This is a genomic window from Vibrio sp. E150_011 (assembly GCF_053544015.1).
Window position 1 is genome coordinate 34,965 of record NZ_JBHFOL010000023.1, and the last position, 22,756, is coordinate 57,720.

At 44.2% G+C, this 22,756-nt stretch carries 19 protein-coding genes and 10 tRNA genes; 7 read left to right on the top strand and 22 right to left on the bottom strand.

The features are described from left to right. The first annotated feature begins 57 nt into the window (after nt 1-57). Both ACE1OE_RS22115 and ACE1OE_RS22120 read left to right on the top strand, forming a co-directional pair. Nucleotides 58-852 carry a cytochrome C assembly family protein gene (locus ACE1OE_RS22115; protein ID WP_102468210.1) on the top strand — a complete coding sequence of 265 codons (795 nt, stop codon included), beginning with the start codon at nt 58-60 and terminating at the stop codon, nt 850-852. A 103-nt stretch (nt 853-955) separates the two neighbouring features. Then, nucleotides 956-2,224, top strand: a complete 1,269-nt coding sequence (locus ACE1OE_RS22120) for an HlyC/CorC family transporter (RefSeq protein WP_449212297.1) — start codon at nt 956-958, stop codon at nt 2,222-2,224. Nucleotides 2,225-2,343: 119 nt separating this feature from the next. Here ACE1OE_RS22120 and metH read toward each other — a convergent pair whose 3' ends face one another. Next, nucleotides 2,344-6,021 (bottom strand): methionine synthase, encoded by a 3,678-nt coding sequence (gene metH / locus ACE1OE_RS22125; RefSeq protein WP_449212298.1) that lies wholly within the window; start codon nt 6,019-6,021, stop codon nt 2,344-2,346. A 287-nt stretch (nt 6,022-6,308) separates the two neighbouring features. On the opposite strand from metH, the gene ACE1OE_RS22130 reads away from it, so the two are divergent. Beyond that, a complete protein-coding gene (locus ACE1OE_RS22130; RefSeq protein WP_449212299.1) occupies nt 6,309-7,640 on the top strand; it encodes a cation:proton antiporter in 1,332 nt (443 codons plus the stop codon). A 314-nt stretch (nt 7,641-7,954) separates the two neighbouring features. Here the strand turns inward: ACE1OE_RS22130 and ACE1OE_RS22135 are convergent. From ACE1OE_RS22135 to mutY, 7 genes are all read right to left on the bottom strand, one after another. Continuing rightward, a tRNA-Asn gene (locus ACE1OE_RS22135) sits at nt 7,955-8,030 on the bottom strand. Nucleotides 8,031-8,084: 54 nt separating this feature from the next. After that, a tRNA-Phe gene (locus ACE1OE_RS22140) sits at nt 8,085-8,160 on the bottom strand. A 7-nt stretch (nt 8,161-8,167) separates the two neighbouring features. Continuing rightward, a tRNA-Thr gene (locus ACE1OE_RS22145) sits at nt 8,168-8,243 on the bottom strand. 90 nt (nt 8,244-8,333) lie between these two features. After that, a tRNA-Phe gene (locus ACE1OE_RS22150) sits at nt 8,334-8,409 on the bottom strand. A gap of 103 nt (nt 8,410-8,512) precedes the next feature. Further along, the gene (gene mltC / locus ACE1OE_RS22155; protein WP_372062886.1) at nt 8,513-9,646 is read right to left on the bottom strand and encodes a membrane-bound lytic murein transglycosylase MltC; all 1,134 of its coding nucleotides are present in this window, start codon (nt 9,644-9,646) and stop codon (nt 8,513-8,515) included. Between the two features lie 53 nt (nt 9,647-9,699). Next, on the bottom strand, nt 9,700-9,972 hold the full coding sequence (locus ACE1OE_RS22160; protein WP_102468173.1) for an oxidative damage protection protein: 273 nt from the start codon (nt 9,970-9,972) through the stop codon (nt 9,700-9,702). 13 nt (nt 9,973-9,985) lie between these two features. Further along, nucleotides 9,986-11,032: an A/G-specific adenine glycosylase gene (mutY, locus tag ACE1OE_RS22165; protein ID WP_372062885.1), complete on the bottom strand. Its 1,047-nt coding sequence runs from the start codon at nt 11,030-11,032 to the stop codon at nt 9,986-9,988. Nucleotides 11,033-11,184: 152 nt separating this feature from the next. Here mutY and trmB point away from each other — a divergent pair, with 152 nt between their 5' ends. Together trmB and glsB are read left to right on the top strand one after the other, a co-directional pair. Next, nucleotides 11,185-11,904, top strand: coding sequence for a tRNA (guanosine(46)-N7)-methyltransferase TrmB (gene trmB / locus ACE1OE_RS22170; RefSeq protein ID WP_449212300.1), 720 nt, complete (start codon nt 11,185-11,187; stop codon nt 11,902-11,904). Between the two features lie 70 nt (nt 11,905-11,974). Next, on the top strand, nt 11,975-12,895 hold the full coding sequence (gene glsB, locus ACE1OE_RS22175; protein ID WP_102468170.1) for a glutaminase B: 921 nt from the start codon (nt 11,975-11,977) through the stop codon (nt 12,893-12,895). 102 nt (nt 12,896-12,997) lie between these two features. On the opposite strand, the gene hemW is transcribed toward glsB, so the two are convergent. The 7 genes from hemW to ACE1OE_RS22210 are packed head-to-tail and all read right to left on the bottom strand — an operon-like array spanning nt 12,998 to nt 17,695. Next, nucleotides 12,998-14,149, bottom strand: a complete 1,152-nt coding sequence (gene hemW, locus ACE1OE_RS22180; protein ID WP_372062884.1) for a radical SAM family heme chaperone HemW — start codon at nt 14,147-14,149, stop codon at nt 12,998-13,000. 2 nt (nt 14,150-14,151) lie between these two features. Beyond that, nucleotides 14,152-14,754 carry an XTP/dITP diphosphatase gene (locus ACE1OE_RS22185; RefSeq protein WP_372062883.1) on the bottom strand — a complete coding sequence of 201 codons (603 nt, stop codon included), beginning with the start codon at nt 14,752-14,754 and terminating at the stop codon, nt 14,152-14,154. A 38-nt stretch (nt 14,755-14,792) separates the two neighbouring features. Continuing rightward, nucleotides 14,793-15,224, bottom strand: a complete 432-nt coding sequence (locus ACE1OE_RS22190) for a DUF4426 domain-containing protein (RefSeq protein ID WP_372062882.1) — start codon at nt 15,222-15,224, stop codon at nt 14,793-14,795. Between the two features lie 24 nt (nt 15,225-15,248). Further along, on the bottom strand, nt 15,249-15,536 hold the full coding sequence (gene yggU / locus ACE1OE_RS22195) for a DUF167 family protein YggU (protein ID WP_449212301.1): 288 nt from the start codon (nt 15,534-15,536) through the stop codon (nt 15,249-15,251). Beyond that, entirely contained in the window at nt 15,536-16,093 is a 558-nt protein-coding gene (locus tag ACE1OE_RS22200; protein WP_372062880.1) for a YggT family protein, read from the bottom strand. Before ACE1OE_RS22200 ends, yggU begins: the two co-directional genes overlap by 1 nt. Before the next feature lie 28 nt (nt 16,094-16,121). Further along, nucleotides 16,122-16,940 (bottom strand): pyrroline-5-carboxylate reductase, encoded by an 819-nt coding sequence (gene proC / locus ACE1OE_RS22205; protein WP_449212302.1) that lies wholly within the window; start codon nt 16,938-16,940, stop codon nt 16,122-16,124. Between the two features lie 47 nt (nt 16,941-16,987). Next, nucleotides 16,988-17,695: a YggS family pyridoxal phosphate-dependent enzyme gene (locus ACE1OE_RS22210; protein WP_449212303.1), complete on the bottom strand. Its 708-nt coding sequence runs from the start codon at nt 17,693-17,695 to the stop codon at nt 16,988-16,990. Between the two features lie 25 nt (nt 17,696-17,720). On the opposite strand from ACE1OE_RS22210, the gene ACE1OE_RS22215 reads away from it, so the two are divergent. Together ACE1OE_RS22215 and ACE1OE_RS22220 are read left to right on the top strand one after the other, a co-directional pair. After that, nucleotides 17,721-18,761 (top strand): type IV pilus twitching motility protein PilT, encoded by a 1,041-nt coding sequence (locus ACE1OE_RS22215; RefSeq protein WP_372062877.1) that lies wholly within the window; start codon nt 17,721-17,723, stop codon nt 18,759-18,761. Between the two features lie 13 nt (nt 18,762-18,774). Further along, nucleotides 18,775-19,884, top strand: coding sequence for a PilT/PilU family type 4a pilus ATPase (locus ACE1OE_RS22220; protein ID WP_449212304.1), 1,110 nt, complete (start codon nt 18,775-18,777; stop codon nt 19,882-19,884). Between the two features lie 67 nt (nt 19,885-19,951). Here ACE1OE_RS22220 and ACE1OE_RS22225 read toward each other — a convergent pair. The 7 genes from ACE1OE_RS22225 to ACE1OE_RS22255 all read right to left on the bottom strand — a co-directional run bounded on the left by ACE1OE_RS22225 (nt 19,952) and on the right by ACE1OE_RS22255 (nt 22,687). Then, nucleotides 19,952-20,027 (bottom strand) — tRNA-Asn (locus ACE1OE_RS22225). Nucleotides 20,028-20,053: 26 nt separating this feature from the next. Next, nucleotides 20,054-20,129 (bottom strand) — tRNA-Thr (locus ACE1OE_RS22230). Between the two features lie 33 nt (nt 20,130-20,162). Then, nucleotides 20,163-20,238 (bottom strand) — tRNA-Asn (locus ACE1OE_RS22235). Nucleotides 20,239-20,262: 24 nt separating this feature from the next. Continuing rightward, nucleotides 20,263-20,338: transfer RNA gene (locus ACE1OE_RS22240), tRNA-Thr, on the bottom strand. Nucleotides 20,339-20,390: 52 nt separating this feature from the next. Then, nucleotides 20,391-20,466 (bottom strand) — tRNA-Phe (locus ACE1OE_RS22245). 224 nt (nt 20,467-20,690) lie between these two features. Next, nucleotides 20,691-22,319 (bottom strand): methyl-accepting chemotaxis protein, encoded by a 1,629-nt coding sequence (locus ACE1OE_RS22250; RefSeq protein ID WP_449212305.1) that lies wholly within the window; start codon nt 22,317-22,319, stop codon nt 20,691-20,693. A 291-nt stretch (nt 22,320-22,610) separates the two neighbouring features. Then, nucleotides 22,611-22,687, bottom strand: a tRNA-Asp gene (locus ACE1OE_RS22255). Nucleotides 22,688-22,756 lie beyond the last annotated feature (69 nt).

The window sequence follows — 22,756 nt, forward strand, 5'->3', positions numbered from 1 at the left end:
CTCATTGAGTCGATGCAAGGTATAATTCAAGCTCTAAACCATAGATATTTAGGCAAAATGGACAGTTTAATCGCAACTTCCGCGGCCATTTTTTATGTGCTCGCCATCGCTACCATCATCCCAGGCCTTGTTCATCAGGTCGGGATCCGGACGAAAACTGTTCTTACCAGTGCCTCACTCGCCTTGCTTTGTCATGCGTGGCTACTCAGTGATCTCATCTTCAGTGGTTCAGGGCAAAACTTAAGTATCCTCAATGTCGCGTCACTGATTGGCTTTATTATTTCGCTGTTTATGAGCGTTGCCATGATGAAGACTCGCATCTGGTTTTTGTTACCCGTTGTCTATAGTTTTGCGGCTATCAATTTAAGTATTGCAGCCTTCGTACCCACCGCTTTCATTACTCATTTAGAGCATAACCCTAAGCTATTAATCCATATTTCTTTAGCGTTATTTTCATACTCAACCCTCTCCATTGGGGCACTGTATGCTATCCAGCTTGCGTGGCTCGATCATAAGCTAAAAAATAAAAAGGCATTGGGCATCAACCCTAACCTTCCCCCATTAATGATGGTGGAAAGGCAACTTTTCAAGATCATTTTGATTGGAACAGGGCTACTCACTGTGACATTACTTACAGGGTTTATCTTTGTTCAAGACATGTTCGCCCAAGGAAAAGCGCACAAAGCCATACTATCTCTCATGGCTTGGTGTATCTATACCGTTCTTTTGTGGGGGCATTACCAAAAAGGATGGCGAGGAAAAAAAGTGACGTGGTTCGCGATTGCTGGTGCCATGTTGCTAACACTCGCGTACTTTGGTAGCCGTTTCGTTAAAGAAATCATTCTAAACTAGCCCAATCTAGCACTCGGCTCACTGTTATCTTAAACGAGCATTGACATCGAGCGCTAGTTCGACCATTAATTGACCAATTATTTATTAAAGGAACTGATACGTTTTGGACGACATCTCGACCGGTATTTTATTTGCCATTCTCGCGGGTCTCATTGTAATTTCCGGCTACTTCTCGGGTTCAGAGACAGGGATGATGTCTTTGAATCGCTATCGACTCAAACATCTTTCTAAAACTGGGCATAAAGGCGCGAAACGCGTCGAGAAACTTCTCAACCGTCCCGATCGCCTCATTGGCTTGATTCTTATCGGTAACAACCTCGTTAATATTCTCGCCTCCGCTATTGCTACGGTCATCGGCCTGCGTTTGTATGGCGATGTCGGTGTTGCCATTGCAACGGGTGCGTTAACCCTGGTTATTTTGGTATTCGCCGAGGTGACACCGAAAACACTCGCTTCTTTGTACCCTGAGCGAGTGTCATTCATGAGCAGTATCTTGTTGACGATTTTGATGAAGGTTCTTTCACCACTCGTCATCTTGGTCAATTTCATTACCAATGGCTTTATTCGGTTGCTCGGTGTCAATGCTAGCCACAACGATGAAGACCACTTAAGCTCTGAAGAATTACGTACAGTGGTGAACGAAGCTGGGTCACTGATTCCTCGACGTCACCAAGATATGTTGATATCGATCTTGGATCTTGAGCATGTCACCGTTAACGACATTATGATTCCACGCAATGAAATTACTGGCATCAACATTAATGATGATTGGAAGTCAATCGTGCGCCAGTTAACCCACTCACCCCATGGCCGAATTGTACTTTATCGCGATCAAATCGATGAGGTCGTAGGCATGATCAGGCTGCGCGAATCCTACCGTTTGATGTTAGAAAAGAACGAGTTTACCAAAGAAACACTGCTGCGCAGTGCTGATGAAGTCTACTTCATTCCCGAGGGAACCCCACTCAATGTGCAAATGCTCAAGTTTCAACGTAATAAGCAACGGATCGGTCTTATCGTTGATGAGTATGGTGACATCAATGGCTTGGTAACGTTAGAGGATATTCTAGAAGAGATTGTTGGTGAGTTTACAACCTCCATCGCACCAACACTGGCAGAAGAAATCTCACCACAAGGTGATGGAAGCTTTTTAATTGAAGGCAGTGCCAACATTAGAGATATCAACAAGGGGTTAAAATGGACACTTCCTACTGATGGTCCTCGTACTCTCAACGGCCTGATGCTGGAGTATCTTGAAGATATCCCAGAGAGTCACCTCAGCGTCGAAGTCGCAGAGCATCTGATGGAGATTGTGGAACTTGAAGAAAATCGTATCAAGATGGTCAAAGTCTTTCCGAAAAAAGTTCCCTAAGGAAAGCCCCCTTCACTACGGATAACGCCTGCAAAAAGCAGCAATAAAAAACGGCACCTATCATCGGTGCCGTTTTTTATTGTTGTCATTTCTTAACTTACCAAAATGATAAGCTTCAACTAGTTAATATTTGGCCCTAACCACTTCTCGGCTTCGAGTCGATCCCAACCTTTTCGGTCAGCATAACTGAGTAGCTGATCTTCTTGAATTTGAGCAACCGCAAAATAACGGGAGTCAGGGTGAGAGAAATACCATCCTGATACTGATGCCCCAGGCCACATAGCATAACTCGTGGTTAGAGACATATTTATCGCTTCTTCGACATTCAGTAAATCCCAAAGCGGTCCTTTCTCTGTATGTTCAGGACAAGCAGGGTAGCCCGGTGCTGGTCGAATACCTTGATACTTTTCACGAATAAGGTCTTCATTGTCTAAGGCCTCATCTGGCGAATAACCCCAAATATCTTTTCGAACACGAACATGTAGATATTCAGCAAAGGCTTCCGCTAATCGATCGGCCACCGCTTGAATCATAATGGCGTTGTAATCATCACCGTTCGCTTTGTATTCATCCGCGAGTTCGCGTTCACCAATTCCACCCGTAACCGCAAATGCCCCGATCCAGTCCTGTTTGCCGCTGCTTTTCGGGGCAATATAGTCCGAAATGCAGTAGTTGTAACCCTTAGGCTTTTTGGTTTGCTGTCTAAGGTTACATAGCAACTGCTTCACCTCAGTACGAGACTCATCGGTATACACTTCAATATCATCGTCCACACTAGCCGCAGGAAACAAACCACAGATCCCTTTCGCTTTGAGTAACCCTTCTTTTTCAACGCGATCGAGCAGGTCATTGGCATCTTTAAATAACCGTTTCGCCTCCTCGCCGACTTCTTCGTGCTCAAATATTTTCGGGTACTTACCCATCAATGTCCAAGTCATAAAGAATGGCGTCCAGTCGATATATTCACGCAACGTTGCGACATCGAAGTCATCGAAGATATGAATACCAGGCTTCAGCGGTGCCGGCGGTGTATAGGCATCCCAGTCAATCGCTACTTTGTTTTCTCTTGCTTGTTCAAGAGTCACTGGCTGAGTACGTGGTTTTTTACGGCCGTGCTGATCTCGCACACGCTCATAATCAATATCAAGCTTGTTTACAAAATCAGACTTGAGCTCATCAGACAACAGTGACGTACAAACGCCCACGGCTCTTGAGGCGTTGTTTACATAAACAACCGGTTGGCTGTAGTTCTGCTCAATTTTTACGGCAGTATGAGCCTTTGATGTCGTCGCTCCACCAATCAGCAATGGCAAATCAAAGCCTTGTCGCTCCATTTCTTTGGCAACATGCACCATTTCATCCAGTGAAGGGGTGATCAGGCCTGACAGACCGATAATATCCACATTCTCTTCTTTCGCGACCTTGAGGATTTGTTCACAGGACACCATGACGCCAAGGTCTATAATCTCGTAGTTATTACATTGCAGCACAACGCCTACAATGTTTTTACCGATATCGTGTACATCACCCTTAACAGTGGCAAGCAAGATCTTACCGTTGTTGGAGCCTACCTCTTTCAATGCATCGATAAACGGCTCTAAATGGGCCACCGCTTGTTTCATGACTCGCGCAGATTTCACTACCTGCGGCAAGAACATCTTACCTTCACCAAATAGATCGCCCACCACGTTCATGCCATCCATCAAAGGACCTTCAATGACGTGGAGTGGTTTTTCAGCGTTCAATCGAGCTTCTTCGGTATCAGCAACAATAAATTCAGTAATACCCTTAACGAGCGCGTGCTCCAAGCGTTTTTCAACCGGCCATGTTCGCCATTCTAATGCGCTGGCGTCTTCTTCTTTACCCACACCTTTGTTGGCATACTCTGTCGCAATGTCTAACAGACGCTCTGTACCATCATCTCGGCGGTTTAAGACTACATCTTCAACCGCTTCACGCAGCTTATCTGGTACGTTGTCATAAATCTCCAGTTGCCCAGCATTAACAATGCCCATGTCCATACCGTTTTTAAAACAGTGATACAAGAACACAGCATGAATGGCTTCACGTACGTAGTTATTACCACGGAACGAGAATGACACGTTAGAAACACCACCAGAGATCATGGCATATGGTAAGTCACGTTTTATATCAGCGACGGCTTCAATAAAGTCTACCGCGTAGTTATTATGCTCATCAATACCGGTGGCGACGGCAAAGATATTCGGGTCAAAAATAATATCTTCTGGTGGGAAGCCTACTTCATCCACCAGCACGCGGTAAGCCTGCGTACAGATTTCAATTTTTCGTTCACGCGTGTCAGCTTGCCCAACCTCATCAAACGCCATAACGATAACCGCAGCACCATAGCGGCGGATTAATTTGGCTTGTGCGACAAACTTTTCTTTGCCTTCTTTTAACGAGATCGAGTTGACGATGCCTTTACCTTGAATGCACTTCAAGCCTGCTTCGATCACCTCCCATTTGGAGGAATCGACCATAATGGGCACTTTTGATATTTCAGGCTCAGAAGCACAAAGATTCAGGAATCGCACCATACAAGCTTCAGCATCGAGCATGCCTTCGTCCATGTTGATGTCGATGATTTGCGCACCATTCTCAACCTGCTGACGAGCCACTTCTAGTGCTTCATCATAAAGCTCTTCTTTAATGAGACGTTTAAAGCGCGCTGAGCCTGTCACGTTGGTGCGCTCACCGACGTTGATAAACAAGCTCTCTTTATCAATAGTAAGAGGCTCAAGCCCTGAAAGTCGACAGGCCACAGGAAGTTCAGGCAATGGACGAGGGGACACACCTTCAACAGCCTGTGCCATTTGACGAATGTGCTCTGGTGTCGTACCACAACAACCGCCAACAAGGTTTAGGAAACCACTTTGTGCCCATTCACCAATATGTTCAGCCATATCTTCTGGCGACAAGTCGTATTCGCCAAATGCATTCGGCAAGCCTGCATTCGGGTGGGCTGAAACGTAGGTCTCTGATATACGCGACAGCTCTCCAACGTATTGCCTTAATTCATCTGGCCCTAACGCACAGTTAAGACCAAACGCAATCGGCTTCACGTGACGCATTGCGTTATAAAAAGCTTCGGTTGTTTGGCCTGATAAGGTACGGCCAGAGGCATCGGTAATGGTGCCCGAGATCATAACGGGCAAGTCCACGCCCATCTCTTCAAAAACAGATTCAACGGCAAACGAACATGCTTTCGCATTGAGAGTATCAAAAATGGTCTCGATCAAAATAAGATCGGATCCACCCTTAATCAATGCTCTTGTTGACTCAGAGTAAGCAATCACAAGCTCATCAAAAGAAACATTACGGTAACCGGGATCATTCACATCGGGAGATAAGGAACAAGTACGGTTGGTTGGCCCCAGTACACCTGCTACAAACCGAGGTTTATCTGGCGTTTTTGCTGTCCATTCATCGGCGACTTCACGCGCAAGCTTCGCCGCTTCAAAATTGATTTCATCGCTCAACGATTCCATGTCGTAGTCGGCCATCGCAATTGTGGTGGCATTAAACGTATTGGTCTCGAGGATATCCGCACCGGCTTCTAGGTAAGCGCTATGGATCTCTTTGATAAGAGAGGGCTGGGATAAAACTAACAGATCATTGTTGCCCTTCAGATCTGATGCCCAATCAGCAAAGCGCTCACCTCGATAATCGGCCTCTTCCAATTTATAGCCTTGAATCATCGTCCCCATCCCACCATCAATAAGTAGGATTCGTTTTTTCAATTGATTCTCAATCAGTTGTCTAATGCTGCTTACCACAATACTGCCTCGTTCCTTGCTGATGCTGCCATCCTATCATAGTAGTTTTAGAAATCTAGACGTCTAAAACTACTTTTTGACTGCTTTATTTACCACCAAACTAACCAAGTCCGATCGCGGTAGCAACTATTTCGTTACTTCATTTATACGCAGCTGAACAAAAACAAAAGACGGACAATAGAAAGTCGTTCTATAACTAAAGAACATGTTTTTATAATTAGTGATTGATCTTCACTCACGACAAGAACAGAATCCCATTCACAATTTATTACAATTAAGGAACCTCAATGTCCGTTTATCAGACTCTTTGTTTTTTGTCTGCCGCTGCCATGTTGATTGCGTTCATCAATAGTAAAATAGGCAAGATGCAAACCACCATTGCGATAACCGCAGGATCCATGATCCTTTCTTTGCTCATTCTCATCGGCGGTCAAAACGGCTGGTTTGATTTGTCAGAGGCAGCGTCAGATATGGTCAGTAGCATCGACTTTGAGGACTTTTTGTTGAAGGGGATCTTAGGATTCTTGCTGTTCGCAGGCGGACTCGGTATCAAACTGCCTCACCTTAAAGATCAAAAATGGGAAATTACCGTACTGGCGCTTGGGGCCACATTATTTTCGACATTTTTTATCGGCGCCGTACTGTACGGTTTTTGCAATCTTATCGGTATACAGTTTGATTTAATCTATTGCTTACTGTTTGGTGCACTGATTTCACCGACCGATCCCATCGCTGTTTTGGCCATTGTAAAAAAGCTGGACGCACCAGAGCGAATTTCAACTCAAGTAGAAGGCGAATCACTCTTTAATGACGGTTTTGGCCTTGTTATTTTTGTCACGCTATACACCATTGCTTTTGGGTCAGAAGCGCCCAGCGTATCCAGCGTCACCATGTTGTTTCTTCAAGAGGCTATTGGAGGGATCCTCTACGGTTTTGTGTTGGGTTTAATATTCCATTACTTAATTAGCGCCACTGATGACCACTCAATGGAGCTACTCCTCACGATCGGTATTCCAACGGCAGGCTATGCCTTTGCTGACGTTTTACACGTTTCTGGACCGCTTTCAATGGTGGTATCGGGCATCATGATCGGGAACTGGACACGATATATTGGCTTTTCCAAAGAATCAGAAAAGCACCTCGACCACTTCTGGGAGCTGGTTGATGAGTTTCTAAACGGTGTACTATTCCTATTAATCGGGATGTCGATGCTGTTGTTCCAATTCCATCAAGAAGATTGGATATTGATGGCATTTTCCATACCACTCGTCTTAGGCTCTCGCTACCTCAGCGTGGCGCTCTCCTACGTCGGCTTTAAGCGCTTTCGTCGTTATAATCCATGGTCGGTGAGGATATTAACTTGGGGAGGCTTACGAGGCGGCTTAGCGCTTGCTATGGCACTGTCTATCCCTGCTGGTGTGTGGGTTATTGAAGACAAACTTATCGACGTCAAAGAAATCATCCTCGTGATGACCTATTCCGTTGTGGTTTTCTCAATCCTTATCCAAGGCTCAAGCATTACCCCAATGATTGAGAAAGCTAAGCGAGCGGAAAGAGAAATGCGTAATGAGGACCTAGCTGAAACTGAAGCCGCGACCTCTTCAGACTCAACGAAGTAACGTATTGTCAGTCAAAAAATAGAGTAATCCAAAAGCTGATAATTCGCTTTTTATGCTTAAAGGCGTCATCCACACTGAGTGAGGATGGCGCCTTTGTATTTTCAGTAATAACTACCTGTAGCGAATGACAAGGCTGTTCCGCACAATCGGTGAGTTGTACAAAGGCAATAGCCAATTAAGCACGCAGCATGCGCTGCAAACGATAAAGGAATACAAATGAGAGAGGAACAAAGGGTGATAGCCTAATGGAGATGATATGTGCAAAGCTGAAATGCAAAAAAGGCCTCATCTTTCGATGAGGCCTTTTTCTAATGTGGCTCCCCTTGCAAGACTTGAACTTGCGACATACGGATTAACAGTCCGCCGTTCTACCAACTGAACTAAAGGGGAATTATCTGTGTCAACATCAGGTCCTAAGACCATTATTTGTTAAGCACCAAATAATGGTGCCTCGAGGCGGAATCGAACCACCGACACGAGGATTTTCAATCCTCTGCTCTACCGACTGAGCTATCGAGGCAAAAGAATGGTGCCGACTACCGGAGTCGAACTGGTGACCTACTGATTACAAGTCAGTTGCTCTACCTACTGAGCTAAGTCGGCACACTAAATTCTCTATGCTTCTGTTCGTGTTTCTAATCTTTTTTAAAAAATATCTTTCTAAAAAACTATCGACACCAACAAATCAAATTGTGGTGCCCGGAGGCGGAATCGAACCACCGACACGAGGATTTTCAATCCTCTGCTCTACCGACTGAGCTATCCGGGCAACGGGGCGCTATTAAACGTATTTTCCGTTCTCCCGTCAACAGGTTTTTTAAAAAAACTTTAAAAAACCGCTCGACCGCTGCTTTTTTCAGCAAAAGTAATCATTACTTTTTACCCGCGTTAAAATCTTTCTTATATTTCGTTACTTTTTCTAGGTAACGTCGTGATTCTGAATTTGGGTGTTTTTTTGTTAATGCCCAATAAACCTGGTTAGGTTGTAGTGAGTTCAGATCATTCATGGCTCTTTTTCTATCTTTACTGAATGTGTTTAATACGCCACCAGTGCCTCCGTTATACGCCGAAATCATGCTGTACTCTAATGAAGTAGGATGACGAACGGCTTTCAAATAACGATTTTTTAGAATATAGAAGTACGCGGTCCCTGTATCAATGTTCTGTTCTGGGTTAAAAAGATATTCTGGCGACGGTTCTCCTGATTTATTTTTAACGAGGTTAAATACATCTCGCCCAGCGGTCTTTGGAACAACCTGCATCAAGCCATACGCATTGGCCCAGCTCACTGCGTAGGGGTTAAAACTACTTTCTGTTTTAATAATGGCATAGATTAAATCCTCTGGAATGTCGTACTTACGCGAGGCTCGCCGAACAATATCGGCATATTGATAGCTCCGCTTAGCGGCATGATCTTTGACCATTGGGATCTCAACGTAATACGCCTTCTTGTAATCGACATTCTTTGTTTTGACCTTATTAGCAATAAGGTAATCAGCAAAACGACTCGCACGCCACGACCACTGCATTGGTTTTTGTTCTTGATCTACGACTTGATTGTAGAGAAAAGGTTGCCCCTCTAGCTTGATGCTACGAGAAGAAAATAAGTCGACACTTGCAGGGTCATCAGGGGTGAGCAGTGTTGTCACTATTGCGTTTTTAAGGTGCTTTTCTGGCTCCGTCGGAGAGACAGTCTCAATCGTGATAATACCTTTACTAAAATCTACCTCAGCTCGGCTCAAGTAATTATCAATATATTTAACGTAGTTGCTTTTACCCGCCACTTTGATTTCACTGCTGCCCCAGCGCTTTTCAATATTGCCATTAAAGCTGCCAATCAGCGCATCCATCGCTTTGGTATCTTTCAAATACTGTCCAGGAAGCTCGGCAAGATTTTTCGCAAAACGGTTGGTTGGCTCGTAATTCACATCGTAAATTTTTTCAATAAATTCACGACTGCAACCCACCAGCAAGATAGGAATAAAAAAGTAAATCAATTTTTTCATATTAGGTAATAAAAACACCACATTAGGTGGTGTTTTTGAGCGTCCTTGGTTTCTTACTCTGACGGGGGCGTATACCCATCAATAACAACGTCTTTTCCTTCGAACAGGAAGTTGACCATCTCTGTTTCAAGTAGCTTACGATGTTCCGGATCCATCATGTTGAGTTTTTTTTCATTGATCAACATAGTCTGCTTTGATTGCCACTGCGCCCACGCTTCTTTCGACACATTGTCAAAGATACGCTTTCCGAGTTCGCCAGGGTAAAGTTGAAAGTCTAACCCTTCGGCTTCTTTTTGTAGTCGGGCACAAAAAACCATACGGCTCATATTGTTATCCTTATTAAATTCGTTGTAAGGCAAGAATTAGCTGTTTTACAGGTGCAGCCAAGCCAACCTTCTCTGGATTAGACATGTTATACCAAAGACCTTGAGACTGTTCCATTATCATTGTTGGAAGCTGATTAAGCGTCACGATGATCGGGGTAATATCTAGGTGGTAATGGCTAAATGTATGTCGAAATGCAATATCCGTTTCTAAAGACTGAATCCATTCTTCGTTGATCTTTAAATGATCCAATGTCTCTGTAATATTCGCCACAGGACTTTCTGGGAAGCAAAAGAGCCCACCCCAAATCCCTGTTTGTGGGCGTTGAGCCAACCACACTTCATCGTTGTGCTTCAGAATAACAAACCATGTTTCTTTTTCGGGTTTAATTTTTTTAGGTTTTTTTCCGGGGTAGTCCAGTTGCTTGTCTTGTTTATTCGCCACGCATAATGTTGAGATTGGGCACAACGTACATTTTGGGCGGCTACGTGTGCACACGAGCGCCCCCATATCCATCATGGCTTGATTGTATTTATCCGTATCGGTTGTTGGCGTATGTGTGTCTGCAATCTCCCAAAGCTTGTTTTCCACTTTCTTTTGACCAGGCCAACCTTCTATCGCAAAACTTCGTGCCAACGTTCGCTTTACGTTACCATCCAAAATTGCATGAGGCATTTTATATACCGATGACAATATCGCTGCAGCCGTCGACCGACCAACACCAGGCAGGGCATTCATCGCCTCTAATGTTTGAGGAAACTCCCCACCATGTTCACTCATCACGATTTGAGCCGCTTTGTGTAAATTGCGTGCTCTCGCGTAATACCCAAGGCCAGTCCAAAGATGGAGAACCTCATCTTGTGAGGCCTGGGCAAGATCACCCACTGTCGGGAAGTGATCTAAGAAGCGTTCAAAGTATGGAATAACCGTCGTTACTTGGGTTTGTTGCAACATAATCTCCGACAACCAAACTTTATAAGCGGTTTTGTTTTGTTGCCATGGTAATGTTTTACGCCCGTACTTTTCATACCAGGTTAGAATTGAGCTTGCAAAAGGCGTCACATTTCTTCTCTTTTTACTTATAATTTGGGCGAAATTGCACCACACTTATCGAAAGAAGTAAAACACTGGGAATTTCATGAATAATAACGCTTGCACCTTGGCAAATTCTTTGGATAATTCCCGCTCTGATTATTGATTGAACAGGCAGACCAATGAGTGAAGTGACAACAAATGAATACACCGAAGATGGCAAGCTAGTACGCAAGATACGTAGTTTTGTTCGTCGCGAAGGACGCCTAACTAAAGGGCAAGAAGCCGCGATGGAAGCATGCTGGCCAACGATGGGTATTGATTACCAAGACACTTTTCTCGATTGGAATCAAGTTTTTGGCAATAACAATCCCGTAGTATTAGAGATTGGATTTGGTATGGGTGCCTCACTCGTTGAGATGGCAAAAAATGCCCCAGAGAAAAACTTTTTTGGTATCGAAGTACACAGTCCGGGTGTGGGCGCGTGCCTTTCGTCTGCAAGAGATGCAGAAGTCACAAACTTACGCGTGATGTGTCACGATGCCGTTGAAGTATTTGCAAACATGATTCCAGACAGCAGTTTGACTACGCTGCAGCTGTTCTTCCCTGACCCTTGGCATAAAAAACGTCATCATAAGCGTCGTATCGTACAACTCGATTTTGCGGAAATGGTGCGTCAGAAGTTGAAGCTCGAAGAGGGTATCTTCCATATGGCAACTGATTGGGAAAACTACGGTGAACACATGATTGAAATCATGAATCAAGCACCTGGTTATGCCAATATAGCGACAGATGGTGATTTCATACCGAGACCAGAAGACAGACCCCTCACCAAATTTGAGGCTCGTGGGCACCGTTTAGGTCACGGAGTTTGGGACATCAAGTACCGCCGTACCAAGTAAGTTCTCAACGATTTCGAAAGCCAACATTATGTTGGCTTTTTTGGCTCTAGTGTTTATCCCATAGGTGCGTATGAAACCAACCTTGCAAATATTGTCTCAGATCGTTAGCGAAGTCCGACCATTGATTGGCCAGGGCAAGGTTGCCGATTACATCCCAGCCCTCGCTCGAGTACCAAATGACAAGATTGGTATTGCCATCTGCACGAATGACGGCGAAATCATCAAGGCTGGCGATGCCGAAGAAGCCTTCTCAGTACAATCGATTTCGAAAGCCTTGAGCCTGACGCTTGCGATGATGCTGTATAAGCCTGAAGAAATTTGGCAGCGAGTGGGGAAAGAACCGTCAGGACAAGCTTTTAACTCGCTGATTCAACTTGAGATGGAACATGGTATTCCCCGCAATCCGTTTATCAATGCTGGCGCAATTGTTGTAGCAGATTTGCTACAAAGCCGCCTGTCTGCGCCTAAGCAACGTATGCTGGAGTTTGTAAGGTTGCTATCGGGAGATAATCACATCGTCTACGACAAGGTCGTAGCGGCGTCTGAGATGATGCACAGCGACCGCAATGCTGCGATTGCCTACCTAATGCGCTCATTTGGTAACTTTGAAAACGAAGTGATTCCTGTTCTGAACAACTATTTTCATGCGTGCGCCTTGAAAATGAGCTGCGTCGATTTAGCGAAAACCTTTAGCTACCTAGCCAACAAGGGTCAATCCGTACACACTAAAAAGCACATTGTGACTCCAACGCAAACAAAACAACTCAATGCATTACTGGCAACGTGTGGTTTGTATGACGGTGCTGGTGAGTTTGCTTACAGGGTAGGAATGCCCGGTAAGTCGGGGGTTGGTGGCGGTATAGTGGCTGTCGTACCTGGGGAAATGACCATAGCCGTTTGGTCACCTGAGTTGGATTCATCGGGTAACTCATTGGTGGGCACTCGAGTGTTAGAAATGCTATCAACACGGATTGGGCGCTCAATTTTCTAATTGATGACTCCATGCGCTGCGGTATAAATGCACCAGTCAATACGAATACAATTAAGTCAGCGATACCGCTGACTTAGATTGATGCATTAGACGATACGACCGCTAGATTTCAAAAATTTCCAGTAAATCATTTAAAAACAACTTCCCTTTTTCCGTCAGTCGCCAGCTATCCCCTTCATCAAGAATAAACTTACGCTCAAGTGCTTCTTTAATTGGTTTTTGAATCGCACTCAGATCAAGCCCCGTCCTTTCCGTAAACTCATGCTTGGGACAGGACTCTAATAATCGAAAGCGATTCATAAAGAACTCAAATGGCCTGTCACTTTCTTCGACACTCGATTCCAAATCGAGGTAAGGCTTCAACAAGTTTAAATAACCTTTAGGGTGTTTTACTTTAGTTGTCCGAATAATCTTACCATCTGAAAAACTGAGTTTGCCGTGCGCACCACACCCAATCCCTAGATAGTCACCAAAACGCCAATAGTTTAGGTTATGTTGGCATTGGAAGCCTCGCTTACTGTATCCAGAAATCTCATACTGCTCATACCCTTCAGCGGCCAACATCTGGTGCCCTTTTTCAAAGATATCCCATAGTGCATCATCATCAGGTAAGACCGGAGGCTTGGAATAAAACAAGGTATTAGGTTCGATGGTCAGCTGATACCAAGACAAATGCGGCGGCGCTAGATCAATCGCTTGTTGTAAATCTTGCAGTGCATCATCGACGGTTTGATCCGGTAACCCATGCATAAGATCAAGGTTAAAGCTATTAAGCCCAATCTCATGGGCAAGCTTGGCCGCAGTGATCGCTTCTTTCGCACCATGAATACGCCCTAGGCGTGTTAATTTTTCTTGCTGAAAACTCTGAACGCCCACCGATATCCGGGTAACACCAGCAAGACGATATTCAGCAAAACGCGCCGCTTCAATCGTACCTGGGTTTGCCTCCATCGTAATTTCGATATCATCACTGAATCGCACACGATGCTGAATCTGCTGTAACAACGTGGCTATATATTGAGGTTCGATCAAGCTTGGCGTACCACCACCAATAAAAATAGAGTGCAACGGACGTGTATCCGTTTCTAGCTGATATTTGGCTATATCAGCATCTAAGTCTTCAATCAGCGCCGTAATATACTCGTGTTGCGGTATTCCTCCCTTTAAAGCATGAGAGTTGAAATCACAATACGGGCATTTTTGTACGCACCAAGGAATATGAATATAAAGACTAAGTGGTGGTGGGATTAACATACTTATAGGCCTTTAGACTGAATCATGGAGAACAATTCTTTCAGTGCTTTTCCACGATGTGACAGCTGCTTCTTACGCGCTGGGGCAAGCTCCGCTGATGCACAGTTATCTTCCGGTACAAAAAAGATAGGGTCATAACCAAAACCTTGACTTCCCGCTCGTTCCGGTAAAATTCGTCCTTCCCACTGACCATGGCAAACAATGGGGGTGGGATCATCAGCATGACGCATTAAGACAAGCACACAGTGGAATCGAGCCGTGCGCTGAGCTTCCGGCACATCAGCAAGTAAGGCAAGTACCTTATCAATATTAGTTGCGTCTGTTGCGCCTTCCCCTGAATAGCGAGCCGAATAAATACCGGGAGCGCCATTAAGGTAATCCACTTCTAGCCCTGAATCATCCGCAATGGCAGCTAAGCCTGTTTCTTTCGCGGCATGTCGAGCTTTAATGATGGCGTTTTCAATAAATGTCGTACCAGTTTCGGCGACCTCTGACACATTAAATTCGCTTTGCGCATGCACATCAAAACCAAAGTCAGACAGCAGATCTGCCATTTCTTTTACTTTGCCTTGATTGCCTGTCGCCAATACTATTTTTTTACTCATATCGTTGCTCTCATATTGCTCATCCGCTGTGTACATCACTACTTTTCAGTGTAAAGCTGTTGAGTGAATGAGATCGGGCCGCGACCTTTCATTCCTGCATCTACATCGATAGTGAACTGATAACGCTCTTCATTCGTGATTGAAAATTGGGCGAGGTAGTATATAGCATCTCCCTCTTTTATTTCTTTAAAGTCGAGTGTTTTTATTTGCCCAATTAAATTCTTTGCATTGCCCTTAATGCCCGCTGGCATGGCTGGTTTTCCGACACTCGAACGGTCTAATACACTGATATTAACCGTCGCAATGGATTCATTACGCTTTAAACCATAACTACGGGCAATTTGAGGTGTCATAAACGTTGAGTTAAACACCACATAATGCACTTCTGCATCTTTGATAGTCTTGAATTGTCCTGCGTGGCTGACGCCTGTAACCATCATTAAAAACAGTAACCATATCGTATTTTTCATCACAATTTCCCTATAAAAAAGCCCTCATAAGAGGGCTTGAAATTCATTTGGCATTAGCGTCGGTGAGATAATTCTGATCTGCTTATGCCGCCCTAATTCACCCTTTTCAATCTGCACCAGCCCTTTAGCAACCTTACACTGCTTTGCTAGGAACTTAATAAGATGCGCGTTGGCTTTGCCATCAATCGGTGGTGCAGTAATCGCAATCTTGAACTCATCACCATGTGGGCCGATGAGCTTATCACGGCTGGCTTTGGGTTGAATATAGACATGTAATAACAGGTCTTCACCATCCCAAGCAACTGCAGTCACTACAGTTTATACCAAAGTGGTCCTACAAAATCGCCCATCAAGAAATTGGCAAATTGTAAAACAATAAACAGCACTAATACGCTCAAGTCGAAACCACCCATAGCAGGTAAAATACGACGGATTGGAGCAAGCATTGGCTCTGTTAGTTGGTGGAATACAAATTCAATCGGGCTTCTTCCTTGGCTGACCCAGCTAAGAATTGCACGGATCAATAGCACCCAGAAAAGTAAACCTCCCGCGGCTTTCAATAAGGACAGTAACCCTAAGAAGAAAAAGTCAGGGCTAAAACTAAAATTAGCGCCTGCTGCAATCAATACTAACGCCACGTATTTACCAACACACAGTACATAAGCAAATAGTAAGGTGGCCATATCTAGGCTACCAATCGATGGAATCACACGGCGAAGAGGTGCAACCACCGGTTGTGTCGCTTTAATAATAAACTGGGAGAATGGATTATAGAAATCCGCACGCGAAGCCTGAAGCCAAATGCGCAGCAGTACAACCATGATGTAGAGATCGAACAATGTCGACACCAAAAAACTCATTGCGTTCATAAATAACCTTTACGATTTTATAGGTAAATTAAAACTGTTTTTCCATTGCTTCCGCTCTAGAAATAGCGGCTTGCATGGCTTGAGAAACCGTATCGCGAAGACCTTGCTCTTCAAACGTACGTATTGCTTCAGCAGTAGTTCCACCCTTCGACGTCACTTGCTGCCTTAATGTAGCAAGGTCAACCTCTGGATTACAACATACCATTTTTGCAGCACCATACGCCGTTTGCTGAACCAATAACCTTGCTGTGGCCTCATCCATTCCATTTCGCACGGCTTCTTGTTGCATTGCTTCCATAAATAAAAAGAAATACGCTGGAGCGCTGCCTGCCGCCGCGATGACATCATTAATGCCCGACTCACTCGATACCCAACACACCTTGCCAACCGCTTCCATCAACTCGGTAGCAAACTGCTTATCTTTAACCAATACTTTATCTTCAGCATAAAGGCCACTCATTCCCTCACCAATTAGCGAAGGGGTGTTCGGCATAACACGAACAAGATTAAGCTCAGTATTGAACATCTCATCGAGTCTCTGAACTGAGATACCCGCTGCAATCGATACAAGTAACTTATCACTCAGGTCAACGCCCGCTAAACCACTCGCAACGGTTGTCATCAATTGAGGTTTTACCGCAAGAACCACAACATCAGCCCAAACTACCGCTTCAATGTTATTATCCGTTGTGTTAACACCGTAATCATTGGTTAACGCTACACGCTTCCCTTCGCTAGGGTTTGTCGCAACAATATCATTAGGCTCGTAGCCACTGGCGACAAGTCCAGCAATAATTGACCGAGTCATATTCCCTGCGCCAATAAAAGCAATTTTTCTTTGTTCCATTAAACACTTCCCAAACCGAGGGCGCTATACGCAACCTCTAAAATTAGTTACTGATTTCCGTAATCTCGTGCACCAAAAATGGCAGTTCCGATACGAACCATGGTACTTCCAGCCTCTATCGCTGCTTTCATATCACCACTCATCCCCATTGAAAGTGTATCAATGCCTGGATATTGAATCGCGAGCTGTTTATTGATGTCTCGCAAAGCAGTAAAAGCACGAAGTTGAGCATCATAGCCCGCAACATTGGCAGGAATGGACATGACACCTCGCAAAGTCAGATTAGGTAACGATGCGATTAATTTAGCCAACTCAAACACTTGTTCACTTTGAATGCCAGATTTCGTGTCTTCCTCACTAATATTAACCTGAATCAATACTTGAAGTGGACACTTCTCTTGTGGCCTTTGATCGTTTAAGCGCTGTGCAGTTTTAGCTCGATCAATGGTGTGGACCCAATCAAAGTGTTCGGCGACAAGACGCGTCTTATTGGACTGAATCGGACCAATAAAATGCCATTCAAGATCTAATTCTGGGTGAGACTCCTTAAAAAAGGTCACCTTAGATACACCTTCCTGTACATAGTTTTCGCCGAACTGTTTTTGTCCAAAAGATGCAGCATCGAGAATAGCACTCACAGGTTTTGTTTTGCTTACCGCAAGCAATTGCACGTCTCCTTGCAGTCTCCCGCATTCTTGCTCTACTTGGGTAATTTCAGAGGTTATTCGTTTTATATTTTGTTGAATACTTGTCATAGCTTACAAATCATAAGGAAATTGAATGGATATCACCGAGTTACTAGACTTCAGTGTAAAGCATAACGCGTCAGATCTACACCTTTCTGCTGGCGTGTCACCTATGGTACGCATTGATGGCGAAGTAAGAAAGCTGGGGATTCCTGCTCTCAGCCACTCAGAAGTACACAAGTTAATCTTTGATATCATGAATGACAAGCAAAGAAATGAGTATGAATCTCGACTCGAGATCGATTTCTCATTTGAGCTCCCTAATCTCGGTCGCTTCCGAATCAACGCTTTCAAACAGTCACGCGGGTGTTCCGCCGTATTTCGCTCCATACCAATGAAGGTGCCTTCTTTGGATCAACTCGAAGCGCCAGATATATTTACAGATATTGCCAATTTAGATCGAGGACTCGTTCTTATTACCGGCCCGACAGGCTCAGGCAAATCGACAACACTTGCTGCAATCGTTAATTATATAAACCAACATCAAAACAAACATATCTTGACGATAGAAGACCCCATAGAGTTTGTTCATAACAATAAAAAATGTTTAGTTAGCCAACGAGAAGTTCATAGGGATACGCATAGTTTCCAGAATGCACTTCGCTCAGCACTTCGTGAGGATCCTGACATTATTTTAGTTGGAGAACTTCGTGATCAAGAAACGATTAGCCTTGCACTCACAGCGGCTGAAACTGGGCATCTAGTCTTTGGTACGTTACACACAAGCTCTGCAGCAAAAAGTATAGACCGAATCATTGACGTCTTTCCTGCTGGCGATAAAGACATGGTGCGCTCTATGTTATCAGAGTCACTGCGGGCGGTTATCGCCCAGCAACTATTAAAGCGAACAGAGGGGGGACGTGTAGCTTGTCATGAAATGATGATTATGACACCCGCGATTAGAAACCTGATCAGAGAGGATAAAGTCGCGCAAATGTATTCCATGATACAAACAGGTGCGGCACATGGCATGCAAACAATGGAACAACATTCCAAGCAATTACTATCCCAAGGCGTGGTTCAGTTGGAAGAAGTGAATAAAAAAGTACCTCAGCACGGCTCCATGTTTCAATAGGAAAGCTATTAGCATGAAAAGTATCAATATTATCCTCGATGAGATGTGGGCATTTAAAGCATCCGACCTCTATATCACGGTCGGAGCGCCTGTTCTCTATCGAGTCGATGGCGAATTAAAAGCAACGAGTGACCCCTTGAGTGAACAAGACGTGTCATTGTTGATTAATTCAATGATGAGTAATGACAAATACAATGATTACTCTCGAACCAAAGAAGCAAACTTCGCCATTATTTTGCCAAGTGGACGTTTTCGAGTCAGTGCATTCTTCCAAAGAGAGCTCCCTGGTGCTGTAATAAGAAGAATCGAAACCAAGATACCTAGCTTTGAAGACTTGGCGCTTCCTGATGCGTTGCAGACGCTTTCTATCGCAAAACGCGGGCTCGTACTCATTGTTGGTGCCACAGGCTCAGGCAAGTCAACAACAATGGCTGCTATGACGGGATACCGAAACCAGCACAGAACGGGTCATATCCTCACCGTTGAAGACCCTATTGAATTCGTTCATGAACATCAAAAATGTATTATCACTCAACGCGAAGTTGGTCTCGATACCGAAAGTTATGGCGCTGCACTAAAGAATTCACTTCGACAAGCCCCAGACATGATACTCATTGGTGAGATTCGTACCAGAGAAGCCATGGAGTATGCAGTGTCCTTCGCTGAAACAGGCCACCTTTGTATGGCAACACTGCACGCGAATAATGCTAGCCAAGCCATTGAACGTATTATTCATCTAGTACCAAAAGACCAAAGGGAGCAACTCCTATTCGATCTTTCTTCAAATTTAAAAGGTATCCTTGGCCAGCAATTAATTCGAGATAAAAACGGTCGAGGCAGGCATGGCGTTTTTGAGGTTTTACTCAATAGCCCCAGAATCTCGGAACTGATACGGAAGGGGGAGCTCGGTGAAATAAAAGCCGCCATGTCCAAATCAAGGGAGATAGGGATGCAAACCTTCGACCAGGCACTATTTGAACTCGTTTCGAATGACAAGATCAACTATGAAGATGCCATCCACAATGCTGATTCCGCAAATAACCTTCGTTTAATGCTAAAACTAAACAATCAAAATTATGAATCGACAAACGCATTATCCGACATAAAAATCGACATGAGTTAAAGCAAGCATAAAACAGTCTATTTGAAATGCAAAAAGGCCTCATCTTTCGATGAGGCCTTTTTAGAAGTGGCTCCCCTTGCAAGACTTGAACTTGCGACATACGGATTAACAGTCCGCCGTTCTACCAACTGAACTAAAGGGGAATTACTAGTTATACTCGAGTAAAGAGTGGTGCCGACTACCGGAGTCGAACTGGTGACCTACTGATTACAAGTCAGTTGCTCTACCTACTGAGCTAAGTCGGCACATAAAAACAAGCAATGCTTATTTTTTAAAAGTGGCTCCCCTTGCAAGACTTGAACTTGCGACATACGGATTAACAGTCCGCCGTTCTACCAACTGAACTAAAGGGGAATTACTATATTACTTTGTAAAGAATGGTGCCGACTACCGGAGTCGAACTGGTGACCTACTGATTACAAGTCAGTTGCTCTACCTACTGAGCTAAGTCGGCGCACTTTTCTTTACTTGTTGCCGCTTTAAATAAAGCACCAACATTTAAATCGTGGTGCCCGGAGGCGGAATCGAACCACCGACACGAGGATTTTCAATCCTCTGCTCTACCGACTGAGCTATCCGGGCAACGAGGTGTATTAAACGGCTTTTCGGTCTTTACGTCAACACTAAATTGCAAAAAAAATATCGTTTGTTGATTTTCTATACTTAGCGTTCTGTTTTTGCTCATTTAGCGTCTAAAATTAAGCCCTGTGGGCGCACAGGGCCTTAGCATTATATGGTTAGGTTCGATAAAACTTCCGTTTTTTAGTGACGATTAGTCACTTATTTTGGTAATTGATGAAATATTATTAGGCACGTTTGACATTAAATTGCTTCATTTTTTCATTAAGCTCTTCAGAAAGCTCCCCTAATGAGCGCGTCGCACGACAAGTCTGCTCGACTACGGCACCGAGTTCACCTCCACTTTGCTCAATAAAATTAATACGATGAGAAATATCATCACTCACTTCCGTCTGCTCAGCGGCTGCCGTAGCAATTTGATGACTCATTTCGGTAATCTTCTCTAAACTCACAACGACCTCTTTAAGTGCTAACGATGCCGCTTGGGACTCAACTACCGTTGCTTTACTGGCTTCAGTACAACTTCGAATACTTTGGATTGCATTTATTGAACCCGATTGTAAGTTAGCAATCATGTCTTGAATCTCTTTCGTACTGGTCTGAGTGCGTCCAGCTAAGTTTCTCACCTCATCAGCCACAACAGCAAACCCTCGCCCTTGCTCACCTGCTCGAGCGGCCTCAATAGCCGCATTGAGAGCCAGCAGATTTGTTTGTTCTGCAATATCACCGATTACATCCAATACGCGTGCAATATTGTGAACGTCACGATCAAGATCTGAGACCGCAGTATTCGCCCCTTCGAGTTGATAAGCCAATCCCTCAATATTAGATACTGCTGAAGATATAAGTTGGTTTACGTGCTGGCTTTGCCTGTCTGCTTCATCCGTACTCAACGCTGTATCAGTGGCTGATAAAGCTACATGACTCGCTGATGAAGCCATCTCCGTCATTGCTGTTGCGATCATTTCAGTGCTTTGCTGCTGAGTCTGAGTAAGGTTTGCAATAGAAGACGCACGCTTATCAGTTTCAGTCAGTTGGTTTCGTATCGAATACGTCACTTTTTCAATACTCGATAACAGCGCAGCCAAAGAGAAATTCATTTGCTGAATCGAGTGATAAATACTGCCGTTTACTGCTTGTTGGGAGAACGTCGTTTCTATGTTTCCAGACGCCACACTTTGCACAGAACGTAATACGTCTGATGGCTCTCCGCCGAGAATCGACATAATTCTTCGCAAAGAGACCCAAAGAATTGAAAATATCCCCAGCAATATGAAAGCACATAACCCTAATTGCCACTGTGCCGTTGACCAGAAGCGCTGATTGACCTCATTGAAACCAATTCCAGTACCGACAACCCATTGCCACTTAGGTGTCCGCTCAGCAATAGAGAGTTTACTTTCAACACTGCCATCAGGAAGCTTCTGAGACCATTCATATTCAACCAGATGGCCCTGACGCCCCCCTAAGGCAGTCATGATGATATTGCCGACACTATTCCCACTACTGTCAGTAAAATCGTGGAAACTAGTTCCATGTAATTGTGGGTCAAGAGGAGCCGCAATAAATTTCATGTGTTCATCCGCTACATAAACATATTCATTATCTTTATAGATATTGTTTCTCAGTACTCTTGTCGCAATCATCTTGGCGTCATCAACGCTTATAACCCCCTCATCAGCCAGAATTTCAAGCTGAACAACCGTTGAATAAGCGCTAGTAAATAACTCGGTTACACGAGCTTTATTATCACTGTCACTCGCTAATCGTAGCGCCCACAAGCCTGTTACCGTCACTACGATCATCGCACTTAAGATAATTGCCGACAATAAATAAGTCTGCGTTTTTAGCTTCATATTATCACTCAAATTTTACAGAATAGGATACCTAACATGTTTTCGTATCATAACTCAGGTGACGAAGATCGATATTCATTATTTTAGAATAATATGAAGCAGATTAAATTTACGAAGAAAAATATGTTTTTCCGGCTTAATTTACTTATAGGATGCAGTAATAATCATGACATCAAAAAATAATAAGTGGTTAAAATCGTACGTAAGAGACGCCAAAGAGTCCGGGGGATTTTCAGGTGATATTTGAAGATGTAAAAAAGCCCTAGTCTTTCGACTAGGGCTTAGTATAAGTGGCGGAGTGGACGGGACTCGAACCCGCGACCCCCGGCGTGACAGGCCGGTATTCTAACCAACTGAACTACCACTCCGCAGTGGGTTACTCGCTATTGCAAGTGTCCATAAATTAAAGCCTGGCGATGTCCTACTCTCACATGGGG